Annotated in this window: 21 protein-coding genes; 15 read left to right on the plus strand and 6 right to left on the minus strand. The window is 67.0% G+C overall.

Annotated features, from left to right (window positions below):
- Window positions 1–17: 17 nt before the first annotated feature.
- The 3 genes from rfaE1 to queG are packed head-to-tail and all read left to right on the plus strand — an operon-like array spanning window position 18 to window position 2,989.
- Entirely contained in the window at window positions 18–1,493 is a 1,476-nt protein-coding gene (rfaE1, locus tag A6A04_RS16140; RefSeq protein ID WP_068494709.1) for a D-glycero-beta-D-manno-heptose-7-phosphate kinase, read from the plus strand.
- Window positions 1,477–1,959: a preQ(1) synthase gene (queF, locus tag A6A04_RS16145; protein WP_068494711.1), complete on the plus strand. Its 483-nt coding sequence runs from the start codon at window positions 1,477–1,479 to the stop codon at window positions 1,957–1,959. The genes rfaE1 and queF overlap by 17 nt, the downstream gene beginning before the upstream one ends.
- The gene (gene queG, locus A6A04_RS16150; RefSeq protein ID WP_068494713.1) at window positions 1,946–2,989 is read left to right on the plus strand and encodes a tRNA epoxyqueuosine(34) reductase QueG; all 1,044 of its coding nucleotides are present in this window, start codon (window positions 1,946–1,948) and stop codon (window positions 2,987–2,989) included. Before queF ends, queG begins: the two co-directional genes overlap by 14 nt.
- Here queG and A6A04_RS16155 read toward each other — a convergent pair whose 3' ends face one another.
- Together A6A04_RS16155 and A6A04_RS16160 are read right to left on the minus strand one after the other, a co-directional pair.
- Window positions 2,990–3,346 carry a helix-turn-helix domain-containing protein gene (locus A6A04_RS16155; RefSeq protein ID WP_172822793.1) on the minus strand — a complete coding sequence of 119 codons (357 nt, stop codon included), beginning with the start codon at window positions 3,344–3,346 and terminating at the stop codon, window positions 2,990–2,992.
- Window positions 3,347–3,696: 350 nt separating this feature from the next.
- Entirely contained in the window at window positions 3,697–4,161 is a 465-nt protein-coding gene (locus A6A04_RS16160) for a hypothetical protein (RefSeq protein WP_068494716.1), read from the minus strand.
- 152 nt (window positions 4,162–4,313) lie between these two features.
- Between A6A04_RS16160 and A6A04_RS16165 the strand changes: the two genes are divergently transcribed.
- Window positions 4,314–5,015, plus strand: coding sequence for a HugZ family pyridoxamine 5'-phosphate oxidase (locus A6A04_RS16165; protein WP_068494717.1), 702 nt, complete (start codon window positions 4,314–4,316; stop codon window positions 5,013–5,015).
- Between the two features lie 162 nt (window positions 5,016–5,177).
- A complete protein-coding gene (locus A6A04_RS16170; RefSeq protein ID WP_245651250.1) occupies window positions 5,178–7,022 on the plus strand; it encodes a phosphoenolpyruvate carboxykinase (GTP) in 1,845 nt (614 codons plus the stop codon).
- On the opposite strand, the gene A6A04_RS16175 is transcribed toward A6A04_RS16170, so the two are convergent.
- Window positions 7,001–7,465 (minus strand): hypothetical protein, encoded by a 465-nt coding sequence (locus tag A6A04_RS16175; RefSeq protein WP_245651251.1) that lies wholly within the window; start codon window positions 7,463–7,465, stop codon window positions 7,001–7,003. The two genes, A6A04_RS16170 and A6A04_RS16175, sit on opposite strands and share 22 nt — an antisense overlap.
- 135 nt (window positions 7,466–7,600) lie before the next feature.
- On the opposite strand from A6A04_RS16175, the gene A6A04_RS16180 reads away from it, so the two are divergent.
- From A6A04_RS16180 to A6A04_RS16220, 9 genes are all read left to right on the plus strand, one after another.
- Entirely contained in the window at window positions 7,601–8,206 is a 606-nt protein-coding gene (locus tag A6A04_RS16180) for a glutathione S-transferase N-terminal domain-containing protein (protein WP_068495073.1), read from the plus strand.
- Complete coding sequence (locus tag A6A04_RS22490) at window positions 8,203–8,634, plus strand: cupin domain-containing protein (RefSeq protein WP_068494719.1); 432 nt, start codon at window positions 8,203–8,205, stop codon at window positions 8,632–8,634. Before A6A04_RS16180 ends, A6A04_RS22490 begins: the two co-directional genes overlap by 4 nt.
- Window positions 8,631–9,290, plus strand: coding sequence for an HAD-IA family hydrolase (locus A6A04_RS22495; RefSeq protein ID WP_068494721.1), 660 nt, complete (start codon window positions 8,631–8,633; stop codon window positions 9,288–9,290). Before A6A04_RS22490 ends, A6A04_RS22495 begins: the two co-directional genes overlap by 4 nt.
- Window positions 9,287–9,862 carry a mismatch-specific DNA-glycosylase gene (locus A6A04_RS16195; protein WP_245651252.1) on the plus strand — a complete coding sequence of 192 codons (576 nt, stop codon included), beginning with the start codon at window positions 9,287–9,289 and terminating at the stop codon, window positions 9,860–9,862. Before A6A04_RS22495 ends, A6A04_RS16195 begins: the two co-directional genes overlap by 4 nt.
- A gap of 65 nt (window positions 9,863–9,927) precedes the next feature.
- Entirely contained in the window at window positions 9,928–10,362 is a 435-nt protein-coding gene (locus tag A6A04_RS16200; protein ID WP_082914990.1) for a bacteriohemerythrin, read from the plus strand.
- Window positions 10,363–10,416: 54 nt separating this feature from the next.
- Entirely contained in the window at window positions 10,417–11,370 is a 954-nt protein-coding gene (locus A6A04_RS16205; protein WP_068494726.1) for an aspartate carbamoyltransferase catalytic subunit, read from the plus strand.
- The gene (gene pyrC, locus A6A04_RS16210; RefSeq protein ID WP_068494727.1) at window positions 11,370–12,680 is read left to right on the plus strand and encodes a dihydroorotase; all 1,311 of its coding nucleotides are present in this window, start codon (window positions 11,370–11,372) and stop codon (window positions 12,678–12,680) included. Before A6A04_RS16205 ends, pyrC begins: the two co-directional genes overlap by 1 nt.
- A gap of 105 nt (window positions 12,681–12,785) precedes the next feature.
- A complete protein-coding gene (gene plsY / locus A6A04_RS16215) occupies window positions 12,786–13,394 on the plus strand; it encodes a glycerol-3-phosphate 1-O-acyltransferase PlsY (RefSeq protein ID WP_068494729.1) in 609 nt (202 codons plus the stop codon).
- Complete coding sequence (locus tag A6A04_RS16220) at window positions 13,391–13,876, plus strand: FKBP-type peptidyl-prolyl cis-trans isomerase (protein WP_068494731.1); 486 nt, start codon at window positions 13,391–13,393, stop codon at window positions 13,874–13,876. The genes plsY and A6A04_RS16220 overlap by 4 nt, the downstream gene beginning before the upstream one ends.
- A gap of 80 nt (window positions 13,877–13,956) precedes the next feature.
- On the opposite strand, the gene A6A04_RS16225 is transcribed toward A6A04_RS16220, so the two are convergent.
- Window positions 13,957–14,160 (minus strand): ribbon-helix-helix protein, CopG family, encoded by a 204-nt coding sequence (locus A6A04_RS16225; RefSeq protein ID WP_068494733.1) that lies wholly within the window; start codon window positions 14,158–14,160, stop codon window positions 13,957–13,959.
- A 96-nt stretch (window positions 14,161–14,256) separates the two neighbouring features.
- On the opposite strand from A6A04_RS16225, the gene A6A04_RS16230 reads away from it, so the two are divergent.
- Window positions 14,257–16,362, plus strand: a complete 2,106-nt coding sequence (locus A6A04_RS16230) for a transglycosylase domain-containing protein (protein WP_068494734.1) — start codon at window positions 14,257–14,259, stop codon at window positions 16,360–16,362.
- A 57-nt stretch (window positions 16,363–16,419) separates the two neighbouring features.
- On the opposite strand, the gene A6A04_RS16235 is transcribed toward A6A04_RS16230, so the two are convergent.
- Both A6A04_RS16235 and nirD read right to left on the minus strand, forming a co-directional pair.
- Window positions 16,420–18,981 carry a nitrate reductase gene (locus A6A04_RS16235; protein ID WP_068494736.1) on the minus strand — a complete coding sequence of 854 codons (2,562 nt, stop codon included), beginning with the start codon at window positions 18,979–18,981 and terminating at the stop codon, window positions 16,420–16,422.
- Between the two features lie 159 nt (window positions 18,982–19,140).
- Window positions 19,141–19,476: a nitrite reductase small subunit NirD gene (gene nirD / locus A6A04_RS16240; protein WP_068494738.1), complete on the minus strand. Its 336-nt coding sequence runs from the start codon at window positions 19,474–19,476 to the stop codon at window positions 19,141–19,143.
- Window position 19,477: the final 1 nt, after the last annotated feature.

The following is a 19,477-nucleotide window of genomic DNA, read 5'->3' on the forward strand; positions in this document are numbered from 1 at the left end:
TCGAAAACCGGGGTTCCATGACCGAATTTTCCGCCCTTGTCGATCGCGTCGAGAAGCTTCGCAACACCGGGGTTCTGTGCATCGGCGACGCCATGCTGGACCGCTTCGTCTATGGTTCGGTGGACCGGATCAGCCCCGAGGCCCCCATTCCGGTGGTGTTCATCGAGCGGGAAACCGCCATGCTGGGCGGAGCGGGCAATGTGGTGCGCAATCTGGTGGCCCTGGGGGCCGCGCCGGCCTTCGTCTCGGTGGTTGGCGACGATGTCGCCGGGCGCGAGGTGACCCGTCTGGTGGGCGAACATGGAGAAATCGACCCCTGCATCGTGGTCGAGACCGGCCGCCAGACCACCATCAAGACCCGCTTCTTCGCCTCGCACCAGCAATTGCTGCGCGCCGACCGCGAGTCGCGCATGCCGGTGTCGGATGCCATCCGCGAACAGTTGCTGACCCGGGTCGAGCGTCTGCTGCCCAAGGCCGGGGTGATGGTCCTGTCGGATTACGGCAAGGGCGTGCTGGCGCCACCGGTTACCGCCGAGCTGATCCGCCGGGCTATCGCGGCGGGCAAGCGGGTGGTGGTCGATCCCAAGGGGTCGGACTATTCCATCTATGCCGGGGCCACCATCGTCACCCCCAATCGCAAGGAACTGGCCGAGGCCACCAGCATGCCGGTGGACGGTGACGAGGCGGTGGTCGCCGCCGCCAGCCATCTGATCGCCACCTGCGACATCGAGGCGGTGCTGGTCACCCGCAGCCAGGACGGCATGACCCTGGTCACCCGCGACGGCACGGTCAACCATCTGGCGGCGGAAGCGCGCGAGGTGTTCGACGTGTCCGGTGCGGGCGATACGGTGGTGGCGACCCTGGCCGCCGCCATGGCCTCGGGGGCGACGTTGGTGGAAGGCGCCCGTCTGGCCAATGTCGCCGCCGGTATCGTGGTCGGCAAGGTCGGTACGGCCGTGGCCTATGCCGAGGAAGTGGTGGCGGCCTTGCATCATGGCGACCTCGCCCAGGGCGAATCCAAGATCATGTGGTCGGCCATCTCGGCCGCCGAACTGGTGGACCGCTGGAAGCGCAAGGGCCAGAAGGTGGGCTTCACCAATGGCTGTTTCGACCTGCTGCATCCCGGCCATGTCTCGATCCTGACCCAGGCCCGGGCCGCCTGCGACCGGCTGGTGGTGGGGCTGAACAGCGACGCTTCGGTGCAGCGGCTCAAGGGGCCGACCCGGCCGGTGCAACCCGAGACGGCGCGGGCCACGGTGCTGTCCTCCCTGGCCATGGTGGATCTGGTGGTGATCTTCGGCGAGGACACGCCGCTATCCCTGATCGAGACCCTGCGGCCCGACGTGCTGGTCAAGGGCGCCGATTACACCATCGATACGGTGGTGGGCGCCGAGCAGGTGCAGTCATGGGGCGGCAAGGTGGTGCTGGCCGAGTTGGTGGATGGGCAAAGCACCACTAACACCATCCGCCGCATGAATGGCGGCCCCAGTTGACGGGAGGTTTGACGTGAGCGACGGCCTGACCCAGCTGGGGCGGCAGACGCCGCTGCCCGACTCGCCCGAGGCGGCGGTGCTGGAGGTCGTGGCCAATCCCCATCCCGGCACGACCTATCTGGTGCGGTTTGCCGCGCCGGAATTCACCTCGCTGTGCCCCATCACCGGCCAGCCCGACTTCGCCCATCTGGTGATCGACTACGTGCCCGCCGCCTCGCTGGTGGAAAGCAAGTCGCTGAAGCTGTTCCTGGGCTCGTTCCGCAACCACGGCGCCTTCCACGAGGACTGCACCGTGGGCATCGGCAAGCGGCTGGTGGAGGCCTGCAAGCCGGTCTGGCTGCGCATCGGTGGCTACTGGTATCCGCGGGGCGGCATTCCCATCGACGTGTTCTGGCAGACCGGCACCCCGCCCGAGGGCCTGTGGCTGCCCGACCAGGGCGTGCCCGGATACCGTGGAAGAGGGTGACTCCCCCAAATCCCTGATCCGCGCCAAGGCGCTGGAATTGGGCTTTTCCGCCGTTGGCTTCGCCGCCGCCACCCTGCCCGCCCGATTTGGCGACGACTTGGCCGCCTATGTGGCCGAGGGGCGGCACGGCGACATGGCCTGGATGGCCGAGACCCTTGATCGCCGCTCCAGCCCCGCCGCTTTGTGGCCCGAGGCCCGCAGCGCCATCGTGCTGGGCACCAATTATGCTCCCGGCTACGACCCCCTGGCGGCCACCCGCCAGCCCGACCGGGGCAATATCAGCGTCTATGCCCGCAACCGCGACTATCACGACACGGTCAAGAAACGGCTGAAGGCGTTGGGCCGCTGGCTGGCCCAGACCTGGGGCTGTGAGTTGAAGGTGTTCGTCGATACCGCGCCGCTGATGGAAAAGCCCCTGGCCGAGCAGGCCGGGCTGGGCTGGCGCGGGCGGCACACCAATATCGTATCCCGGCGCTGGGGCAGTTGGCTGTTCCTGTCGGAAATCCTCACCACCCTGGAGGTCGAGCCCGATCCGCCCGAAACCGATCACTGCGGATCGTGCCGGGCCTGTGTCGATGCCTGCCCCACCGGGGCGCTGGACGGGGACGGACGGATCGAGCCGCGCCGCTGCATCTCGTATCTGACCATCGAGGCCAAGGCCGACATCGCCGATGAGCTGCGGCCGCTGATGGGCAACCGCATCTATGGCTGCGACGACTGCCTGGCGGCCTGTCCCTGGAACAAGTTCGCGACGCCCACCGTCGAGCCGGACTTCCTGTCCCGGGTCGAGTTGGGCTTTCCCCGTCTGGCGGATCTGGCCGGGCTGGATGAGGCCGCCTTCCGCGAGGTCTTCACCGCCTCGCCGGTCAAGCGGGCGGGGCGCGACCGGCTGGTCGCCTCGGTGCTGGTGGCGGTGGGGAATAGCGGCCGACCGGACCTGGCCGAGGTGGCCCGGCGCCTGCAACAGGATGCCTCTTCCCAGGTCCGCGCCATGGCGGACTGGGCCCTCAGGCGTTTGGGATTCGCCTGATCAGCTTTCGCTGGCCAGGGCGCGGGCCAACTGGGACAGGGCGTCCTGATGCTTCTCGTTGGCGATGCTGGTGAAATTGCGCGCCAGTTCCAGGCACATGCGCTGGCGGGCCGACAGATCGGCGCCCCGGCGGTTTTCCAGGCCTTCGAAGAAGAAACCAACAGGAACCCCCAGCACCTGGGCGATCTCGTACAGCCGTCCGGCCGAGATGCGGTTGATGCCGCGCTCGTATTTGTGGGCCTGCTGGTAGGTCACGCCGATCAGGTCGGCCATCTGCTGCTGGGACAGGCCCAGCATGATCCGCCGCTCGCGAATGCGGGTGCCCACATGGCGATCGGTGTCATTGGCGCGATTCATGGGACGCTCGGCTTTCGCCTCAGTGTTTTGGGGCATGTTTTTCAGTTTATCACTAGTGAGCTTGGCCGCATTTTGAACTATATACGGTGTATCAGTCATGGCGACCTTCCTCTTCACATAGTCGGAAATAAGCCCCTGATCAACCCCTATCCTCATGTCTTGTGGAAAACCGACACACTAGTAAGTGCCTCTTATTCTGCGTAGATTTTATATTTCTTCCATATGCATCAACTGCAAAGATGATTTGCCGCGATGCGATTTTCCTCTCAGCGTTGAGAGACCGTGCGCAGATTATGGATATGGTGATGCCGTCGCTCCTTCACCATGGGGTGAAGGCCCGATCATGATCTTTATATCGCCAGATCCAGGCGATGGCCGGAGGCGAGGGCGCCCCCGGGAGGAGGCAGGATATCCACCTGGGGATCGGTTTCACCGGTCTCGGGGCCGGCGGCGCGGCGATAGGCGTCGATGCCGATCCTGATATCGGCGGCGACGGCGGGAGACTCCGCGCCGTTTCCGTCCTGGGCCAGGGATTGGGCCAGGAAGGCGGAAACCGGACCGTCCGTTCCCCGTTCGGCCGGGGCGTCATCGCGGGTGGCGCGGGACCGGTTGGGCGATGTGTCGTCGGCCTTGGGGGCGACCTGAAAGCGGTCGCGCTGCGACGGGGCCGGGCGGCGTGAGACTTGCGACGAATCGAGGGGTTCCGAGCGTTGTCGGATGGGGATGGCCGCCAATACGCCACCGGCCGCCGCAGCGGATTGCGCGCTGCGGACGCGGTTCGCGCCATCCGACCCGATGATGCCGTCAAACGACACCCATACCTCCTCGGCTGAGGACCAAGAAATCAGACTACGCCCTGGTGCGGCTGAGTCGCAATCACTTCCGGAAGGATCGGTTCGGGGCCTGGACGATTCCCACGCGGACCGTCATCTGCGATGATCCCCGGCCAAGACAAGCGAGGACCACCATGACCGAAGATGCCGCCGCCCTGCCCGCCAACAATCGTTTCGCCCTGCGGCAGGTGGCGCGGGCGCAACGCAAGGCGGCGCTGGCCACCAGCCTGGATGGCCGCCCCTATGTCTCGCTGGTGACGCTGGCCTTCGATCACGACCTGTCGCCCATCCTGCTGCTGTCGGGTCTGGCGGATCATACCCGCAATCTGCGGGCCGATCCCCGGGCCTCGCTGCTGCTGGACGGGACCGAGGGGCATGCCAATCCCCAGACCGGCCCCCGCGTCACCCTGGTGGGGAGCGCCGAGCCCGATAGCGATCCGCGCCTGCGCTCCCGCTTCCTGGCCCGTCATCCGGCCGCGGCGCTCTATGCCGGTTTTGGCGATTTCGGCATCTGGCGGCTGCGGATCGAGCGGGTTCATTTCGTCGGTGGCTTCGCCAGGGCGGTGTGGTTCGACGCGCCGCTGGTCTCCGAGGCTGCGGCCGCCGCCATGGCGACGGCCGAAACCGGGCTGTTGGACCGGATCAACGCCCTGGCTCCCGAGCAGCTTGCGGGCCTTGTGGGGGGCGGGGCCTGGCAGGCGGTGGGGATCGACCTGGACGGGGTCGATCTGGCGTCGGGAGAGGCCTCGGCGAGGGTGGATTTCGACACTCCCGCCGAGGGTCCGGAACAGGCCTGGCGCAGCTTCGTCAATACCGCAGGTCAGGCATTCGAGTAATTCTTAAGTTTCGGTGAACTTTTCCCACCAAGGCCATTGCCCGGCGCCGTCCCGGGGGCTATCTTCGCGTCCTCATTTCAAGGCGGCGGTACAGCCGTCAGCGGTCTTGCGAAGCGGAGAAGGACGGACATGAGCAAGCTCGGTATCCCCGGCGGGACGACCATGAATACCAAACTCCTGGCCTGGATCGACGAGATGGCGCGCTTGTGCCGCCCCGCCAGCATCCATATCTGTGACGGTTCCCAGCAGGAATACGATGCCCTGTGCGAGATGATGGTTGCCGGTGGCACCATGATCAAGTTGAACCCCGCGCTCCGCCCCGGTTCCTATCTCTGCCGCTCCGACCCCCGCGACGTCGCCCGTGTCGAAGACCGTACCTTCATCTGCTCGCACAACAAGAACGATGCCGGCCCCACCAACAATTGGGTCGAGCCCGGCGAGATGAAGGCCCGCATGACCAAGCTGTATGACGGCTGCATGAAGGGCCGCACCATGTATGTGGTGCCGTTCTCCATGGGGCCGCTGGGCTCGGACATCGCCCATATCGGCGTGCAGATCACCGATTCCGCCTATGCCACCGCCAATATGCGCATCATGACCCGCATGGGCCAGCCGGTACTCGACCTGCTGGGCGGTGACCGCGACTTCGTGAAGTGCCTGCATTCGGTCGGCGCCCCCCTGGAAGATGGCGCCAAGGACGTGGCCTGGCCCTGCAATCCCGACAACATCACCATTTCCCATTTCCCCGAGGAACGGCAGATCTGGTCCTATGGCTCGGGTTACGGCGGCAACGCCCTGCTGGGCAAGAAGTGCTTCGCCCTGCGCATCGCCTCGGTGATGGCCCGCGACGAGGGCTGGCTGGCTGAGCACATGCTGATCGTCGGCGTGGAAAGCCCCAAGGGCGAGAAGACCTATGTGGCCGCCGCCTTCCCCAGCGCCTGCGGCAAGACCAATTTCGCCATGCTGGTGCCGCCCAAGGGCTTCGATGGCTGGAAGATCTGGACCGTGGGCGACGACATCGCCTGGATCAAGCCGGGCAAGGACGGCAAGTTCTACGCCATCAACCCGGAGGCCGGGTTCTTCGGCGTCGCTCCTGGCACCGGCGCCGCCACCAATCCCAGCGCCATCGCCGCCTGCGCCAAGAATTCCATCTTCACCAATGTCGCCATGACCGATGAGGGCGATGTGTGGTGGGAAGGCCTGAGCGATGCCCCGCCCGCCCATCTGATCGACTGGAAGGGCAAGGACTGGACGCCGGAGTCCAAGGACCCCGCCGCCCATCCCAATGCCCGCTTCACCGCGCCGGTCAGCCAGTGCCCCAGCGTCGATCCCGATTGGGAGAACCCGGCGGGCGTGCCCATCTCCGCCTTCATCGTCGGCGGTCGTCTGTCCAAGAACGCGCCGCTGGTGGTGCAAAGCTTCAACTGGGCCCATGGCGTCTATCTCGGCGCCACCATGGGCTCCGAAGCCACCGCCGCCGCCGTCGGCCAGGCCGCCATCCGCCGCGATCCCTTCGCCATGCTGCCGTTCTGCGGCTACAACATGGCCGATTACTTCAACCACTGGCTCAACATGGGCCGCAAGGTCAACAATCCGCCGCCGATCTTCCGGGTCAACTGGTTCCGCCGCGACGAGAACAACAAGTTCATGTGGCCGGGCTATGGCCAGAACATGCGGGTTCTGAAGTGGATCATCGACCGGGTCCAGGGCAATGCCGCCGCGGTGGAAAGCCCCATCGGCCTGGTGCCCAAGTACCAGGACATGGAATGGAGCGGCATGGACTATGCCCGCGACAAGTTCCAGGACCTGATGCGCATCGACCGCGAGGCCGGTGTTTCCGACGCCCGCAGCCAGGAAGAGCTGTTCGACAAGTTCTTCGACCGGGTGCCCAAGGAGATGCTGTTCGAACGCGAACTGCTGAAGTCGCGGCTGTGGCGTGCCCCCGCCGTGTGGGAACTGACCCGCTCGCCGAAACCCGGCCGACGTCAGTTGGCCGGGTTGCCGTAGGACCGCGAGGCCCCCGTCCCGTTTTCGGGATGGGGGTCTTGGTTTTTGGGGTCGTGTTCCGGGTCCAGGCCGGGATGGGGCACCACGTCGCGGCCCACCACCTTGATGGACGGATTGCGATTGGTCGACCATGACCAGAAGCGCAGCAGCCCATCGGGGCCGAACATCAGCCCGGCCTCGTTATTGGTGACCTTCCAGCCGCCCCAGGCATAGACCAGACCCGGCGCGAAGGTGGCCGGACGCGGCAGCGCGATCACATCGGTATAGGTCAGCATGCGCGAGCCATCGGCCAGCGCCTCGTCGCGGTCGGGGCTGCCCAGGGCGGCAACGGCCGCCTCCACCGTGGTGCGGCCAGGTTGCAGGCGCCCCAGGGTTTCCTCGTTCGCATTGGAGCAGGCGGCCAGGGCCGCCATACCGATCAAAGCCACGATCCCACGCCGCATGGCGGTCTCCCCTTGCTGGTCCGCCGCGCAGTGTGATGGATTTCATCGCCATTATCCAGCGACCAGGAAGACTTGACTCCGCCGCCGGGCGGGCCAAGCATGGGTGCCCCCGGCCCGTTGTCGAAGGACCCCGCCATGAAGCTGCGCATTTCCGCCACCTCGCCCTATGCCCGCAAATGCGTGGTGGTCGCCAAGGAAACCGGGCTGGACAGCCGCATCGAGATGGTGCCCACCAATGCCTGGGCGCCCGATACCGACCTTCCCAGCGATAATCCCCTGGGCAAGGTGCCCGCCCTGGTCACCGATGGCGGCGAGGCCCTGTTCGATTCGCCGGTGATCTGCGAATACCTGGACTCGCTGCATGACGGCTGCAAGTTGTTTCCCGCCTCGGGCGGCACCCGCTGGACCCAGTTGAAGCTGCAGGCCTTGGGCGACGGCATCCTGGACGCGGCGCTGGTGCGTCGGCTGGAAGCCACCATGCGCCCCGAGGACAAGCGCTGGACCGACTGGACCGACCGCCAGCAGCGCGCCATCGACCGGGCGCTGGACGTGCTGGAGGAAGAGTGCGCCAGCTGGGGCGCCACCTTCATGATCGGCCAGATCACCATGGCGGTGGCGCTGTCCTATCTGGATTTCCGCTTCCCCACCGATGCCTGGCGCCCCAACCGGCCCAGGCTGGCGGCATGGTACGCCCAGACCATCACCCGGCCGTCCCTGGTCGCCACGGAACCCAAAGAATGAACGAGGCCGAGGCCATCATCGCCCGCCTGGGGCTGCGTCCCCATCCCGAGGGCGGCCATTACGCCGAGACCTGGCGCGACGCGCCCGCCGATGGCTCGCGCGGCGTCGGCACCGCCATCTTCTACCTGCTGAAGGCGGGGGAGCGCTCGCACTGGCACCGGGTGGACGCGACCGAGATTTGGCATTTCCACGCGGGCTCGCCGCTGGTGCTGCGCCAGTCCGAGGACGGCAGCGTCGAGACCGACGCCGTATTGGGGCCCGATATCGCCAACGGCCATATCCCCCAGGTGGTCGTGCCGCCGGGGGCGTGGCAGTCGGCCGAGCCGCTGGGGGCCTGGACCCTGGTGGGCTGCACGGTATCGCCCGCCTTCCGCTTCGAGGGCTTCGAGATGGCGCCGCCCGGCTGGGCGCCGGGAGGACAGTCGTGACCCTGGCGGCGCTGATCTTCGACGTGGACGGCACCCTGGCCGAGACCGAGGAAGCGCATCGCCATGCCTTCCTGCTGGCGTTCGGGCAGTTGGGACTGAACTGGCGCTGGGATCCCAAGCTTTATCGCAAACTGCTGAAGGTGTCGGGCGGGCGCGAACGCATCCTGGCCTATGACCCCGATGCCTCGCCGGAACTGGTGGCGGCGCTGCATCGGCGCAAGACCGAAATCTATACCGACATGGTCAATAGCGGCCGGGTAGCCTTTCGCCCCGGTGTCGACGCCCTGATCGCCGAGGCCCGCGCGGCGGGGCTCAAGCTGGCCATCGCGTCGACGACCAGCCGGGCCAATGTGGTGGCGTTGCTGGGCCATCGCCGGGAATGGTTCCCGGTCATCGTCTGCGGCGAGGATACCACCCGCAAGAAGCCCGATCCCCAGGTCTATCACATGGCCATGACGCAGTTGGGGCTCGATGCCGGGCAATGCCTGGCCATCGAGGATTCCAGCAATGGCGTGCGGGCCGCCTGCGCCGCCGGGCTGGGGGTGGTGGTGAGCGAAAGCATGTATACCAGCGGCGATGATTTCAGCGGCGCGCTGGCGGTGTATCCCAGCCTGGCCAAGGTGGGACTGGAGACGCTGCGCCGTCTGCGGCCGTGACCGGGACGGGCGGGCGCAAGGTGATCGTCCCCGACGTCCTGGCCGATGGTTTGAAGCTGGTGCTGTGCGGAACGGCGCCAAGCCGGGCCTCCAAGGAGGCCGGGGCCTATTACGCCCATCCCGGCAACATCTTCTGGATCTCCCTGTTCGAGGCCGGGTTGACGCCGCGCCTGCTGGCTCCGGCGGAGTGTCGCGAAGTCCTGGGCTTCGGGCTCGGCCTCACCGACTTGAACAAGACCGAATGGGGGGCCGATGCCGAACTCAGCCGCGAAGGGTTCGATGTCGCTGGCTTTGTCGAAAAGATGCGCCGCCATCGTCCGGGCATGATCGCGTTCAGCAGCAAATTCGCCGCCGGTGTCTATTTCGCTCGGCGTTCGGTCGGATACGGCCTTCAGTCCAAGACATTGGATGGAATCCCGCTCTTCGTGCTTCCCTCGACCTCGGGGCGGGCCCGGATGTATTTCGACCGGCGTCCCTGGGATGAGTTGGGGCGGTGCGTCCAAGACCGTCTCGACGATACGGATAGGATCGTTTGGCGCTCGTCCCTTCCGAGTTGCGAGAAGACCGGTTAGTGTAGGGTCGATCGAGGTGGCGCGGACCCCTGTCCGTGGAATCCTTAACCGATAAGGGGGAGTTGATGCTGCCAGGTATGGGGAATTCCATCACCATCGAATGGAGTCCACTCTTCGAGGTCGGGCATGCGCGCATCGATTCCGAGCATCGGGTGTTTTTCGACATCATCAAGTCCATCGACGTTCTGATCCGCGAGGGCGGTGACGTGATGAAGGTGCTTAGGCTTCTGCGCGAGTTGAAGCTCTATACCGAGTTTCACTTCACCAGCGAAGAGAACATCATGGAAGACCATGGCTATCCCGATATCATGGCGCATCGGCGTGGGCATGCCGAGGTGTTGCAGGAGCTCAACAGCCATGTGGATGATATCTGTCGCGGCATCAATCGGTTGTCGAGCCTGATCCCCTTCCTGTTCCACTGGTTTGCCAGCCATACGGTAAGCGAGGACACCAAGCTGTCCAAATACGTCGCGGGCAAGAGTGTCACCGACACGGTATGAGCGGGGTGCTGGCGTCTTGCCCGTGGGCGCGAGCCGCCCTATAGTTCGCGGACCATGACAGACGCACGCTTCCCGCACCGTCATCTCCTCGGCATCCAGGGTCTGGGGCCGGTCGAGATCACCCAACTGCTCGATCTGGCCGAGGGCTATGTCGAGCAGAACCGCTCCAACGACAAGCGCAAGAACCTGCTGCGCGGTCGCACCGTGATCAACCTGTTCTACGAGAACTCGACCCGCACCCGCACCAGTTTCGAACTGGCGGGCAAGCGTCTGGGCGCCGACGTCATCAACATGCAGTCGGCGGGATCATCGGTGCAGAAGGGCGAGACCCTGATCGACACCGCCATGACCCTGAACGCCATGCATCTTGATGTACTGGTGGTGCGACATCCCGATTCGGGCGCGGTCAAGCTGCTGTCGGAAAAGGTCAACTGCGCCGTCATCAACGGCGGCGACGGCAGCCACGAACATCCCACCCAGGCCCTGCTGGACGCCCTGGCCATCCGTCGCCACAAGGGCAAGCTGTCGGGGCTGACGGTGGCCATCTGCGGCGATGTGCGTCATTCCCGGGTGGCGCGGTCCAACATCTATCTGCTGAACGCCATGGGGGCCTCGGTGCGGCTGATCGGGCCGCGCACCCTGCTGCCTTCCGCCGTCGACCGCATGGGGGTGGAGGTGTTCCACGACATGCGCAAGGGGCTGGCCGACGTCGACGTCATCATGATGCTGCGCATCCAGAACGAACGCATGAGCGGCAATTTCATCCCCTCCATCCGCGAGTATTTCCACTTCTTCGGCCTGGATCGCGAGAAGCTGGCCATCGCCAAGCCCGACGCGGTGATCATGCATCCCGGCCCCATGAACCGGGGCGTCGAGATCGATTCCGACGTGGCCGACGATGTGGAACGCTCCCTGATCCGCGCCCAGGTGGAAATGGGCGTGGCGGTGCGCATGGCCTGTCTCGACCTGTTGACCCGCGGCCTGCCCGCGTCCGAAGGAGCCGCGTGATGGCCGCCCGCAATCCCTCCGGCCTGGTGGCCTATGTCAATGCCCGACTGCTGGACCCGGCCACCGGGCTGGACGCCAAGGGAGCCTTGCTGACCAATGGCGAGACGGTGGCCGATGTGGGGCCGGGCCTGTTCCAGGGCGGCGTTCCCTCGGGGATCGAGGTGGTGGACTGCAAGGGTTTGTGTCTTGCTCCCGGTCTGGTGGACATGCGCGTGCAACTGCGCGAACCCGGCGAGGAGCACAAGGAGACCCTGAAATCGGCGGGCGAGGCGGCGGTGGCGGGCGGCGTCACCGCCATGGTCTGCCTGCCCAACACCGATCCGGTGATCGACGATGTCGCCTCGGTGGAATTCGTCGCCCGGCGCGCCCGCAAGATCGGGCTGGCCAAGGTCTATCCCTACGCCGCCGCCACCAAGAACCTGGAAGGCAAGGAACTGTCCGAGATGGGCATGCTGGCCGAGGCCGGCGCGCTCGGCTTTACCGATGGGGTCAGGGCCATCCGCAGCGCCCAACTCATGCGCCGCGCCCTGTCCTATGCCGCCACGTTCAGCCTGATGGTGGTGCAGCATCCGGAAGAGCCCTCGCTGGCCGAGGGCGGCCTGATGAACGAAGGCGAACTGGCCACCCGCATGGGGCTGTCGGGTATCCCGGCGGCGGCCGAGGCCATCATGCTGGAGCGCGACATGCGGCTGGTGGAGATCACCGGCGGCCGCTACCACGCCGCCCATGTCTCCACCGCCGAGGGCATCGACATCATCCGCAAGGCCAAGGCGCGGGGGCTCAAGGTCACCTGCGATACCGCGCCGCCCTATTTCGCCCTGAACGAGCTGGCGGTGGGCGATTACCGCACTTTCGCCAAGCTGTCGCCGCCGTTGCGCACCGAGTCCGACCGGGTGGCGGTGGTGGCGGCGCTGCGCGACGGCACCATCGACGCCGTGGCCTCCGACCACGCCCCCCAGGACCAGGATTCCAAGCGGGTGCCGTTCGCTGCCGCCGAGTTCGGCGGTGTCGGGCTGGAAACCCTGCTACCGGTCACCCTGGAACTGGCCCATAACGGTCATCTCGACCTGCTGGGCGCGCTGAAGCTGATCACCTGCGCCCCCGCTGACGTGCTGGGGCTGGCGGCCGGGCGGCTGAAGGTGGGGGCCTCGGCCGATCTGGTGCTGTTCGACCCCGAGCGCGGCTGGAAGGTGGAGGCCAAGAAGTTCCGCTCCAAGTCCAAGAACTCGCCCTTCGACGACCGCCCGGTCCAGGGCATGGTGATGCGTACCGTGGTCGACGGCCGCACCGTGTATCTGGGGGATTGTTAGTTGTCCCTCAGGCGCCGGGCGCTCGCTCCGCTCTCTTGGCTTACGCTCGCACGCGCTCGCGGGGCATCAACGGCCCAGTCGCTGCTCTCCATCCGAGGGGTTTGAATGGCGTTCGACCTGATCCTCGCCGCCGTCGCGGGCTATCTGCTGGGCTCGATCCCCTTTGGCCTGGTGCTGACCCGCCTCGCCGGGCTGGGCGATATCCGCCAGATCGGCTCGGGCAATATCGGCGCCACCAATGTGCTGCGCACCGGGCGCAAGGGGCTTGCCCTGGCCACGCTGCTGCTGGATGGCGGCAAGGGCGCTATCGCCGTCGGGCTGGTCTGGGTCCTGCTGGGCCGCGAGGTGGTGCCGGTGGCGGGCTTCGCCGCCGTTCTGGGCCACAACTTCCCGGTCTGGCTGGGCTTCAAGGGCGGCAAGGGGGTGGCCACCACCTTCGGCACGCTGATGGCGGCCTCCTGGCCGGTGGGGCTGGCCTGCTGCGGCACCTGGATTCTCGTCGCCGCCGTCTTCCGCTATTCCTCGCTGTCGGCCCTGGTGGGGCTGGCCCTGTCCCCCGCCTATGCCTTCTATTTCGCCGGACCAGACTATGCCCTGATGGCCGCCGGGTTGGCGGTGATGGGGTTCTATCGCCACAAATCCAACATCATCCGGCTGGTCCGGGGCGAGGAGCCCAGGATCGGCGGAAAGAAAACCGGAGACACCCCGTCATGAGCACTTTGGTCGCCAAGGACACCGTCGTTACCCTGAACTACATGGTCAAGGACCCCGATGGTCAGCTGATCGACGATGGTTCGACCCCCATCGAATACCTGCACGGCGGTTACGACGGCATCTTCCCCAAGATCGAGGAGGCCCTGGAGGGCAAGGCGGTGGGCGCCACCCTGAAGGTGCGGCTGCAGCCCGACGAGGCTTTCGGCGAGTACGACGCCGAACTGGTGGAGGTGGAATCGGTGGATAAGTTCCCCGCCAATCTCCAGGTGGGCATGCAGTTCGAAGGCGCCTCCTCCGATGGCAGCGGCGAGACCAACATCTATCGCGTCACCGATATCGAGGACGGCAAGGCGGTGCTGGACGCCAATCACCCGCTGGCGGGCGTGGTGCTGGATTTCGAATGCACCGTCGCCGCCATCCGTGCCGCCTCGGCCGAGGAAGTCGGCCATGGCCATGTCCACCATCCCGGCCATTCGCACTGAATTTCGCCGTATTTGACGCCCAGAACGGACAAGGCCGCCCGATGGCGGGCGGCCTCAGCCTTCGGGGAATGGCCATGGGACTATTCGTTGACGGCGGCTTTCAGCACGGCGCGTGCCTCGTGCTCGTCGATCTGGTGGACGTCGGACAGGTGGGTTTCCCAGTTCTCGACATATTCCGTCACCGCCACCAGCAGGCATTCCCCCAGGGTCTGGCCGGTCTCCGCCGCCAGCGCCTCCAGGCGCTGTTTCAGTTCGGGGGGAATCGTGACCGCAAGGGTTTCCATGATGGCGTCCTCGTGAAAAGCAAGGCCTCCAGTCTACATCCAACCCGCCCGCGTTGCCAGTTCCGACCGACGCCGCATTCGTGGTAAAAGCCCCCCATGGCCGCTCCTTCCTCGTCTTCCCGCTCCAAGTCCCAGGGACGCAATCCCTTCACGCTGTCCATCGACCCCGCCGACCGGCTGGTGGCCAGTGGCGCGGCCGAACCGCCGCCGCCGCCCGTGTCGCCGTCGTCCCGTTCCTCCAAGCCCGCCAAGCAGCCCAAGCCCCGGCGCGGCAAGTCCGGCGGTTCCGGGGGGGGGAACCGGCGCTGGCTGAAGCGGCTGCTGCTTTGGGGGCTGACGCTGGCCATCTGGATCGGCATCGCCATCGCCGGTCTGGTGGCCTTCTACGCCATCGATCTGCCCGATATCGACCGCATGACCGCCACCACACGGCGGCCCTCGGTGGTGTTCCAATCGGTGGACGGCGAGGTTTTCGCCGCTTTCGGCGACCTCTACGGCGAGCCGCTGGAGTTGGACCAGATGTCGCCCTTCATCGCCCAGGCGGTGATGGCCACCGAGGACCGCCGCTTCTACAGCCATTGGGGCTTTGACCCCATCGGGCTGGCGCGGGCCTTCTATACCAATCTCAAGGCCGGGCACGCGGTGCAGGGCGGCTCCACCATCACCCAGCAATTGGCCAAGAACCTGTTCCTGACTCCCGAGCGCAATCTGAAGCGCAAGGTGCAGGAACTGCTGATGGCGCTGTGGCTGGAGAAGCGCTTCTCCAAGGAACAGATCCTGACGCTGTATCTCAACCGGGTCTATCTCGGTTCGGGCACCTTCGGGGTGGACGCGGCGGCCAAGCGCTATTTCGACGTCTCGGCCCGCAAGGTCGACCTGTATCAGGCCGCCGTCATCGCCGGATTGCTGAAGGCGCCGTCGCGCTACAGCCCGCTCAACGACCCCGAGGCCTCGCGCCAGCGCACCGCCGCCGTTTTGGCCAATATGGTCAAGGCGGGCTATATCGACCAGAAGACCGCCGACACCGTCCAGGTCACCGGCGCCTCGCAGTTGATCCGCCGCCCGCCGCCCTCGGGCCGCTATTTCGCCGATTGGGTCATGAGCCATCTCGACCAGTTCGGCGAGGTGGCGGGCAAGGACATCATCATCCGTACCACGCTGGACATCGGCATGCAGCGCAAGGCCGAGACCTCGCTGGCCGCCATGCTCAACGGCGCCGGAGCCAAGGCCAACGCCTCCCAGGGCGCGGTGGTGGTCATGAGCCCCGATGGCGCCGTGCGGGCGCTGGCGGGCGGCAAGGATTACGACGACAGCCAGTTCAACCGCGCGACGCAAGGGCTGCGCCAGCCGGGCTCGTCGTTCAAGCCCTTCGTCTACCTGACCGCCATGGAAAAGGGCTTTACCCCCGACGACACCTTCGAGGATGCCCCCATCAAGCGCGGCAATTGGACGCCGGGCAATTACACCGGCAAGTATCTCGGCCCCATCACCCTGCGCCGCGCCCTGGCGGAATCGGTCAATACCGTCGCCATCCGGCTGGTGGAGGAGGTGGGGCCCGGCCGGGTCATCGCCACCGCCCGCAAGCTGGGCATCACCTCGGAGATGCGCAACGACGCCACCTTGGCGCTGGGCACCAGCGAGGTCTCGCCGCTGGAGCTGACCACCGCCTATGCCAGTTTCGCCAATGGCGGCATGGGGGTGACCGCCTATGGCGTGGCCCAGATCACCGATCCGGCGGGCAAGGTGCTGTATCAGCGCTCCGGCGGCGGCTTCGGCCAGGTGATCGCGCCCGAGGTGCTGGCCCGCATGAACGACATGATGACCGCCGTCATCCAGGAAGGCTCGGGCAAGGCGGCCCGGCTCGACCGTCCGGCGGCGGGCAAGACCGGCACCACCCAGGATTACCGCGACGCCTGGTTCATGGGCTATACCGCCGACTATGTGGCGGGGGTGTGGCTGGGCAATGACGACTATCGCATCGAGATGAAGAAGGTCACCGGCGGCGGCCTGCCGGCCCAGTTGTGGAAACAGGTGATGCTGGCCGCCCATAAGGGCCTTCCCGCCCATGGCCTGCCCATGCCCGCTCCCGAGCCGTCGGTGGTGGAGGATGTGGTCTCGGGCGTGACCGAGGCCGGGGCCGATGTGGCGCGCGGCATCGGCGGCGCCATCGACGACCTGCTGAAGGGCATCTTCGGGAGGTAAAGGCGGCCGGGACGGCCGCGCTCCGATTTGGGGAGCGCGGGCATCCTGCCCGCAGGTCTAAGCCGCCCGTTCCTTGGCACTCTCCCCGGCCAGGATGGCGCGGATTTCTGGCACGCAGGAGCCACAATTGGTGCCCGCCTTCAACATGGCGCCGATCTCGGCGGGGCTGGTCAGGCCATGATCGTGGATGGCGGCGCGGATGGCCGACAGCCCCACCTGGAAGCAGGCGCAGACCGTCTTGTCGCTCCCCCTGTCGCCGCCGGGCGGCGCCCCCGCCACCAGGGTGGCGCGCTCCTCGCCAAGGATGGCGGCGCGGCCGAAGGCGGCCGCCACCCAGTCGGGCGAGAAATCGGTGGCCCAGCGGAAGATGAACAGCACTCCCTCCAGCCGTCCGTCCACCAGCCGGGCGGCACGGTAATGGCCCCGGTTGGGGTCGAGGAACTCGATCCATTCGCCGCTGTCGCCCAGCCAGTCACGGCCGATGCGGGGCCAGTCCTGGCCTTGCGCCCCGGCCAGCCGCCAGATGGAATGGGACTGGCCCGCTGCCTTGGACCAGTAGATGTCGCGGGGAAGCTCGACAGCCTCGCGCGATAGCAATACGCCGTGCCAGGCGGCGGTGAAGGGCTCGACGCGCACCGGGGCGTGCTTCAGCTCGGGTTGGCCCGAGACGGGATCGACGGCGGCGTCGATCAGGCTGCCCACCACCGCGCCCGAGGCGGTGCGGTCGGTCCAGTGGATCGGAGCGAAGACCTCGCCCGGCCGCTGCCCCGCGTCCAGCGCCACCCGCAGCACGGCCGAGGCGCGCCGTCCGCTCACCCGCGCCAGGGCATTGTCGGCGAGGCCGAACCGGGCGGCGTCGGCGGGATGGATGGCCAGACTGGGTTCGGGGGCATGGGCGGCGAGGCGGGGCGAGCGCCCGGTGCGGGTCATGGTGTGCCACTGGTCGCGGGTGCGGCCGGTATTGAGGATCAGGGGGAATTCAGGATTGGCCAAGGCGGCGGGGGGGCGGGGCGTGACCTCGACCCGGCGGGCCTTGCGATCAGCGTGGTAGAAGCGGCCATCGGCGAACATCCGCGCCGTGCCCCGGCCCGGCTGGCGCACCGGCCACTGGATCGGCGCCAGGGTGGCGTAATCGGTGTCTTCCAGTCCGGACAGGTCGAGATCGCGGCTGCCCTGGTTCTCGAAGCCGGTCAGGCGGCAATGCTCGCGGAAAATCTCGCCCGGCCCGGCATAGGCGAAGGCCTCGCCAAAGCCCATGCGGCTTGCCACCTGCGAGATGATCCACCAGTCGCCCCGGGCCTCGCCCGGCGCGGGCAGGAACGGCCGCTGGCGCGAGATGCGCCGCTCGGAATTGGTGACGGTGCCGTCCTTCTCGCCCCAGGCCAGGGCGGGCAGCCGCAGATGGGCGAGGCGGGCGGTGTCGGTATCGGCCTCGCAGTCGGACACCACCACGAAGGGGCAGGCCGCCATGGCGGCGCGCACCAGATCGGCCTCGGGCAGGCTGACCGCCGGATTGGTGGCCATGATCCACAGCGCCTTGATGCGACCCTCGGAGACGGCGCGGAACAGGTCCACCGCCTTCAGCCCCGGCCGTGTCGCCATGCGGGGCGCGGTCCAGAACCGCCCGACCCGGTCCACCGAGGCCTCGTCGAAGCCCATATGAGCCGCCAGCATATTGGCCAGCCCGCCGACCTCGCGCCCGCCCATGGCGTTGGGCTGGCCGGTCAGCGAGAACGGCCCCATGCCCGGCCTGCCGATACGGCCGGTGATCAGGTGGCAGTTGATGATGGAATCCACCTTGTCGGTGCCGGAGGTGGACTGGTTGATGCCCTGGGACCACAGGGTGACGGTCTTCTCGGTCTCGGCGAACCAGGAAAAGAAGGTGACGATCTGCTCCAGGGGGACGCCGCATTCCACCTCGGCCTCCTCGCCCTTGAGATGGGCGGCGAGGCCGTTGAACAGCACCGCGTCGCTACCGGGGCGGATGGCCAGATGCAGGTCGGCGCATTCGGCGGTGGCGGTGCGCCGCGGGTCGATCACCACGATGCACAGTTCGGGGCGGCGGGTCTTGGCCGCCAGCAGACGCTGGAACACCACCGGATGGCACCAGGCGGCGTTGGAGCCCACCAGCACCACCAGATCGGCCTGCTCGATATCCTCGTAGCAGCCGGGAACGGTGTCGGAGCCGAAGGCGCGGACATGGCCCGCCACGGTGGACGACATGCACAGCCGGGAATTGGTGTCGATATTGCCCGAGCCGATGAAGCCCTTCATCAGCTTGTTGGCGACGTAGTAGTCCTCGGTCAGCAACTGGCCCGAGACGTAGAAGGCCACGGAATCGGGGCCGTGCTCGGCGATGGTGGCGGAAAATTGCTCCGCCACCCGGTCCAGCGCCGAATCCCAGCCGACCCTTCGGCCGTCCATCTCGGGATGGAGCAGGCGGCCGTCCAGGCCCACCGTTTCCATCAGGGTCGAGCCCTTGACGCAGAGCTTGCCGAAATTGGCGGGATGGTCGGGATCGCCCGTCACCACCCAGTCCCCGGCCTCGTCCGGCCGCGCCGCGATCACGCCGCAGCCGACGCCGCAATAGGGACAGGTGGTGCGGATGGTGGTGCTCATGATAGCGCCTCCGGCATGGCCCCCCTCCCGACCTCCCCCCGGCCCGCCGGGGGGAGGGGAAGGAAAGAGACCTCCCTCCGGCCCGCCGGGGGGAGGGGAGAGGCGGTGGATGTCCCCCTCCCCCGGTTCCACCGGGGGAGGGCCGGGGTGGGGGCTCTTCTAGCCATGGGCCACCTTCCTGCCGCGCTCCAGGAGCAGGAAAATCTCGCCATCGGCCAGCCTGGACTCAACCGGGCGGGTGCAGCCCTCGTCCGGCGCGGTGGCCTCGCCGGTGGCGAGGTCGATGGTCCAGGAATGCAGCGGGCACACCACCACCTTGCCCGAGACGATGCCTTCCGACAAAGGCCCGCCCTTGTGGGGGCAGCGGTTGAACAGGGCGAAGACCTCGTCGTCCTTGGTGCGGAACACCGCCACCTGGCCCTGGGCGGTTTCGATGGTCCTGGCTCCCAGGCGGGGGATGTCGGACAGCGCGCCGATCCTGATCCAATCCTTCATG

This window comes from Paramagnetospirillum marisnigri (assembly GCF_001650715.1).
Classification (GTDB): Bacteria; Pseudomonadota; Alphaproteobacteria; order Rhodospirillales; family Magnetospirillaceae; genus Phaeospirillum; species Phaeospirillum marisnigri.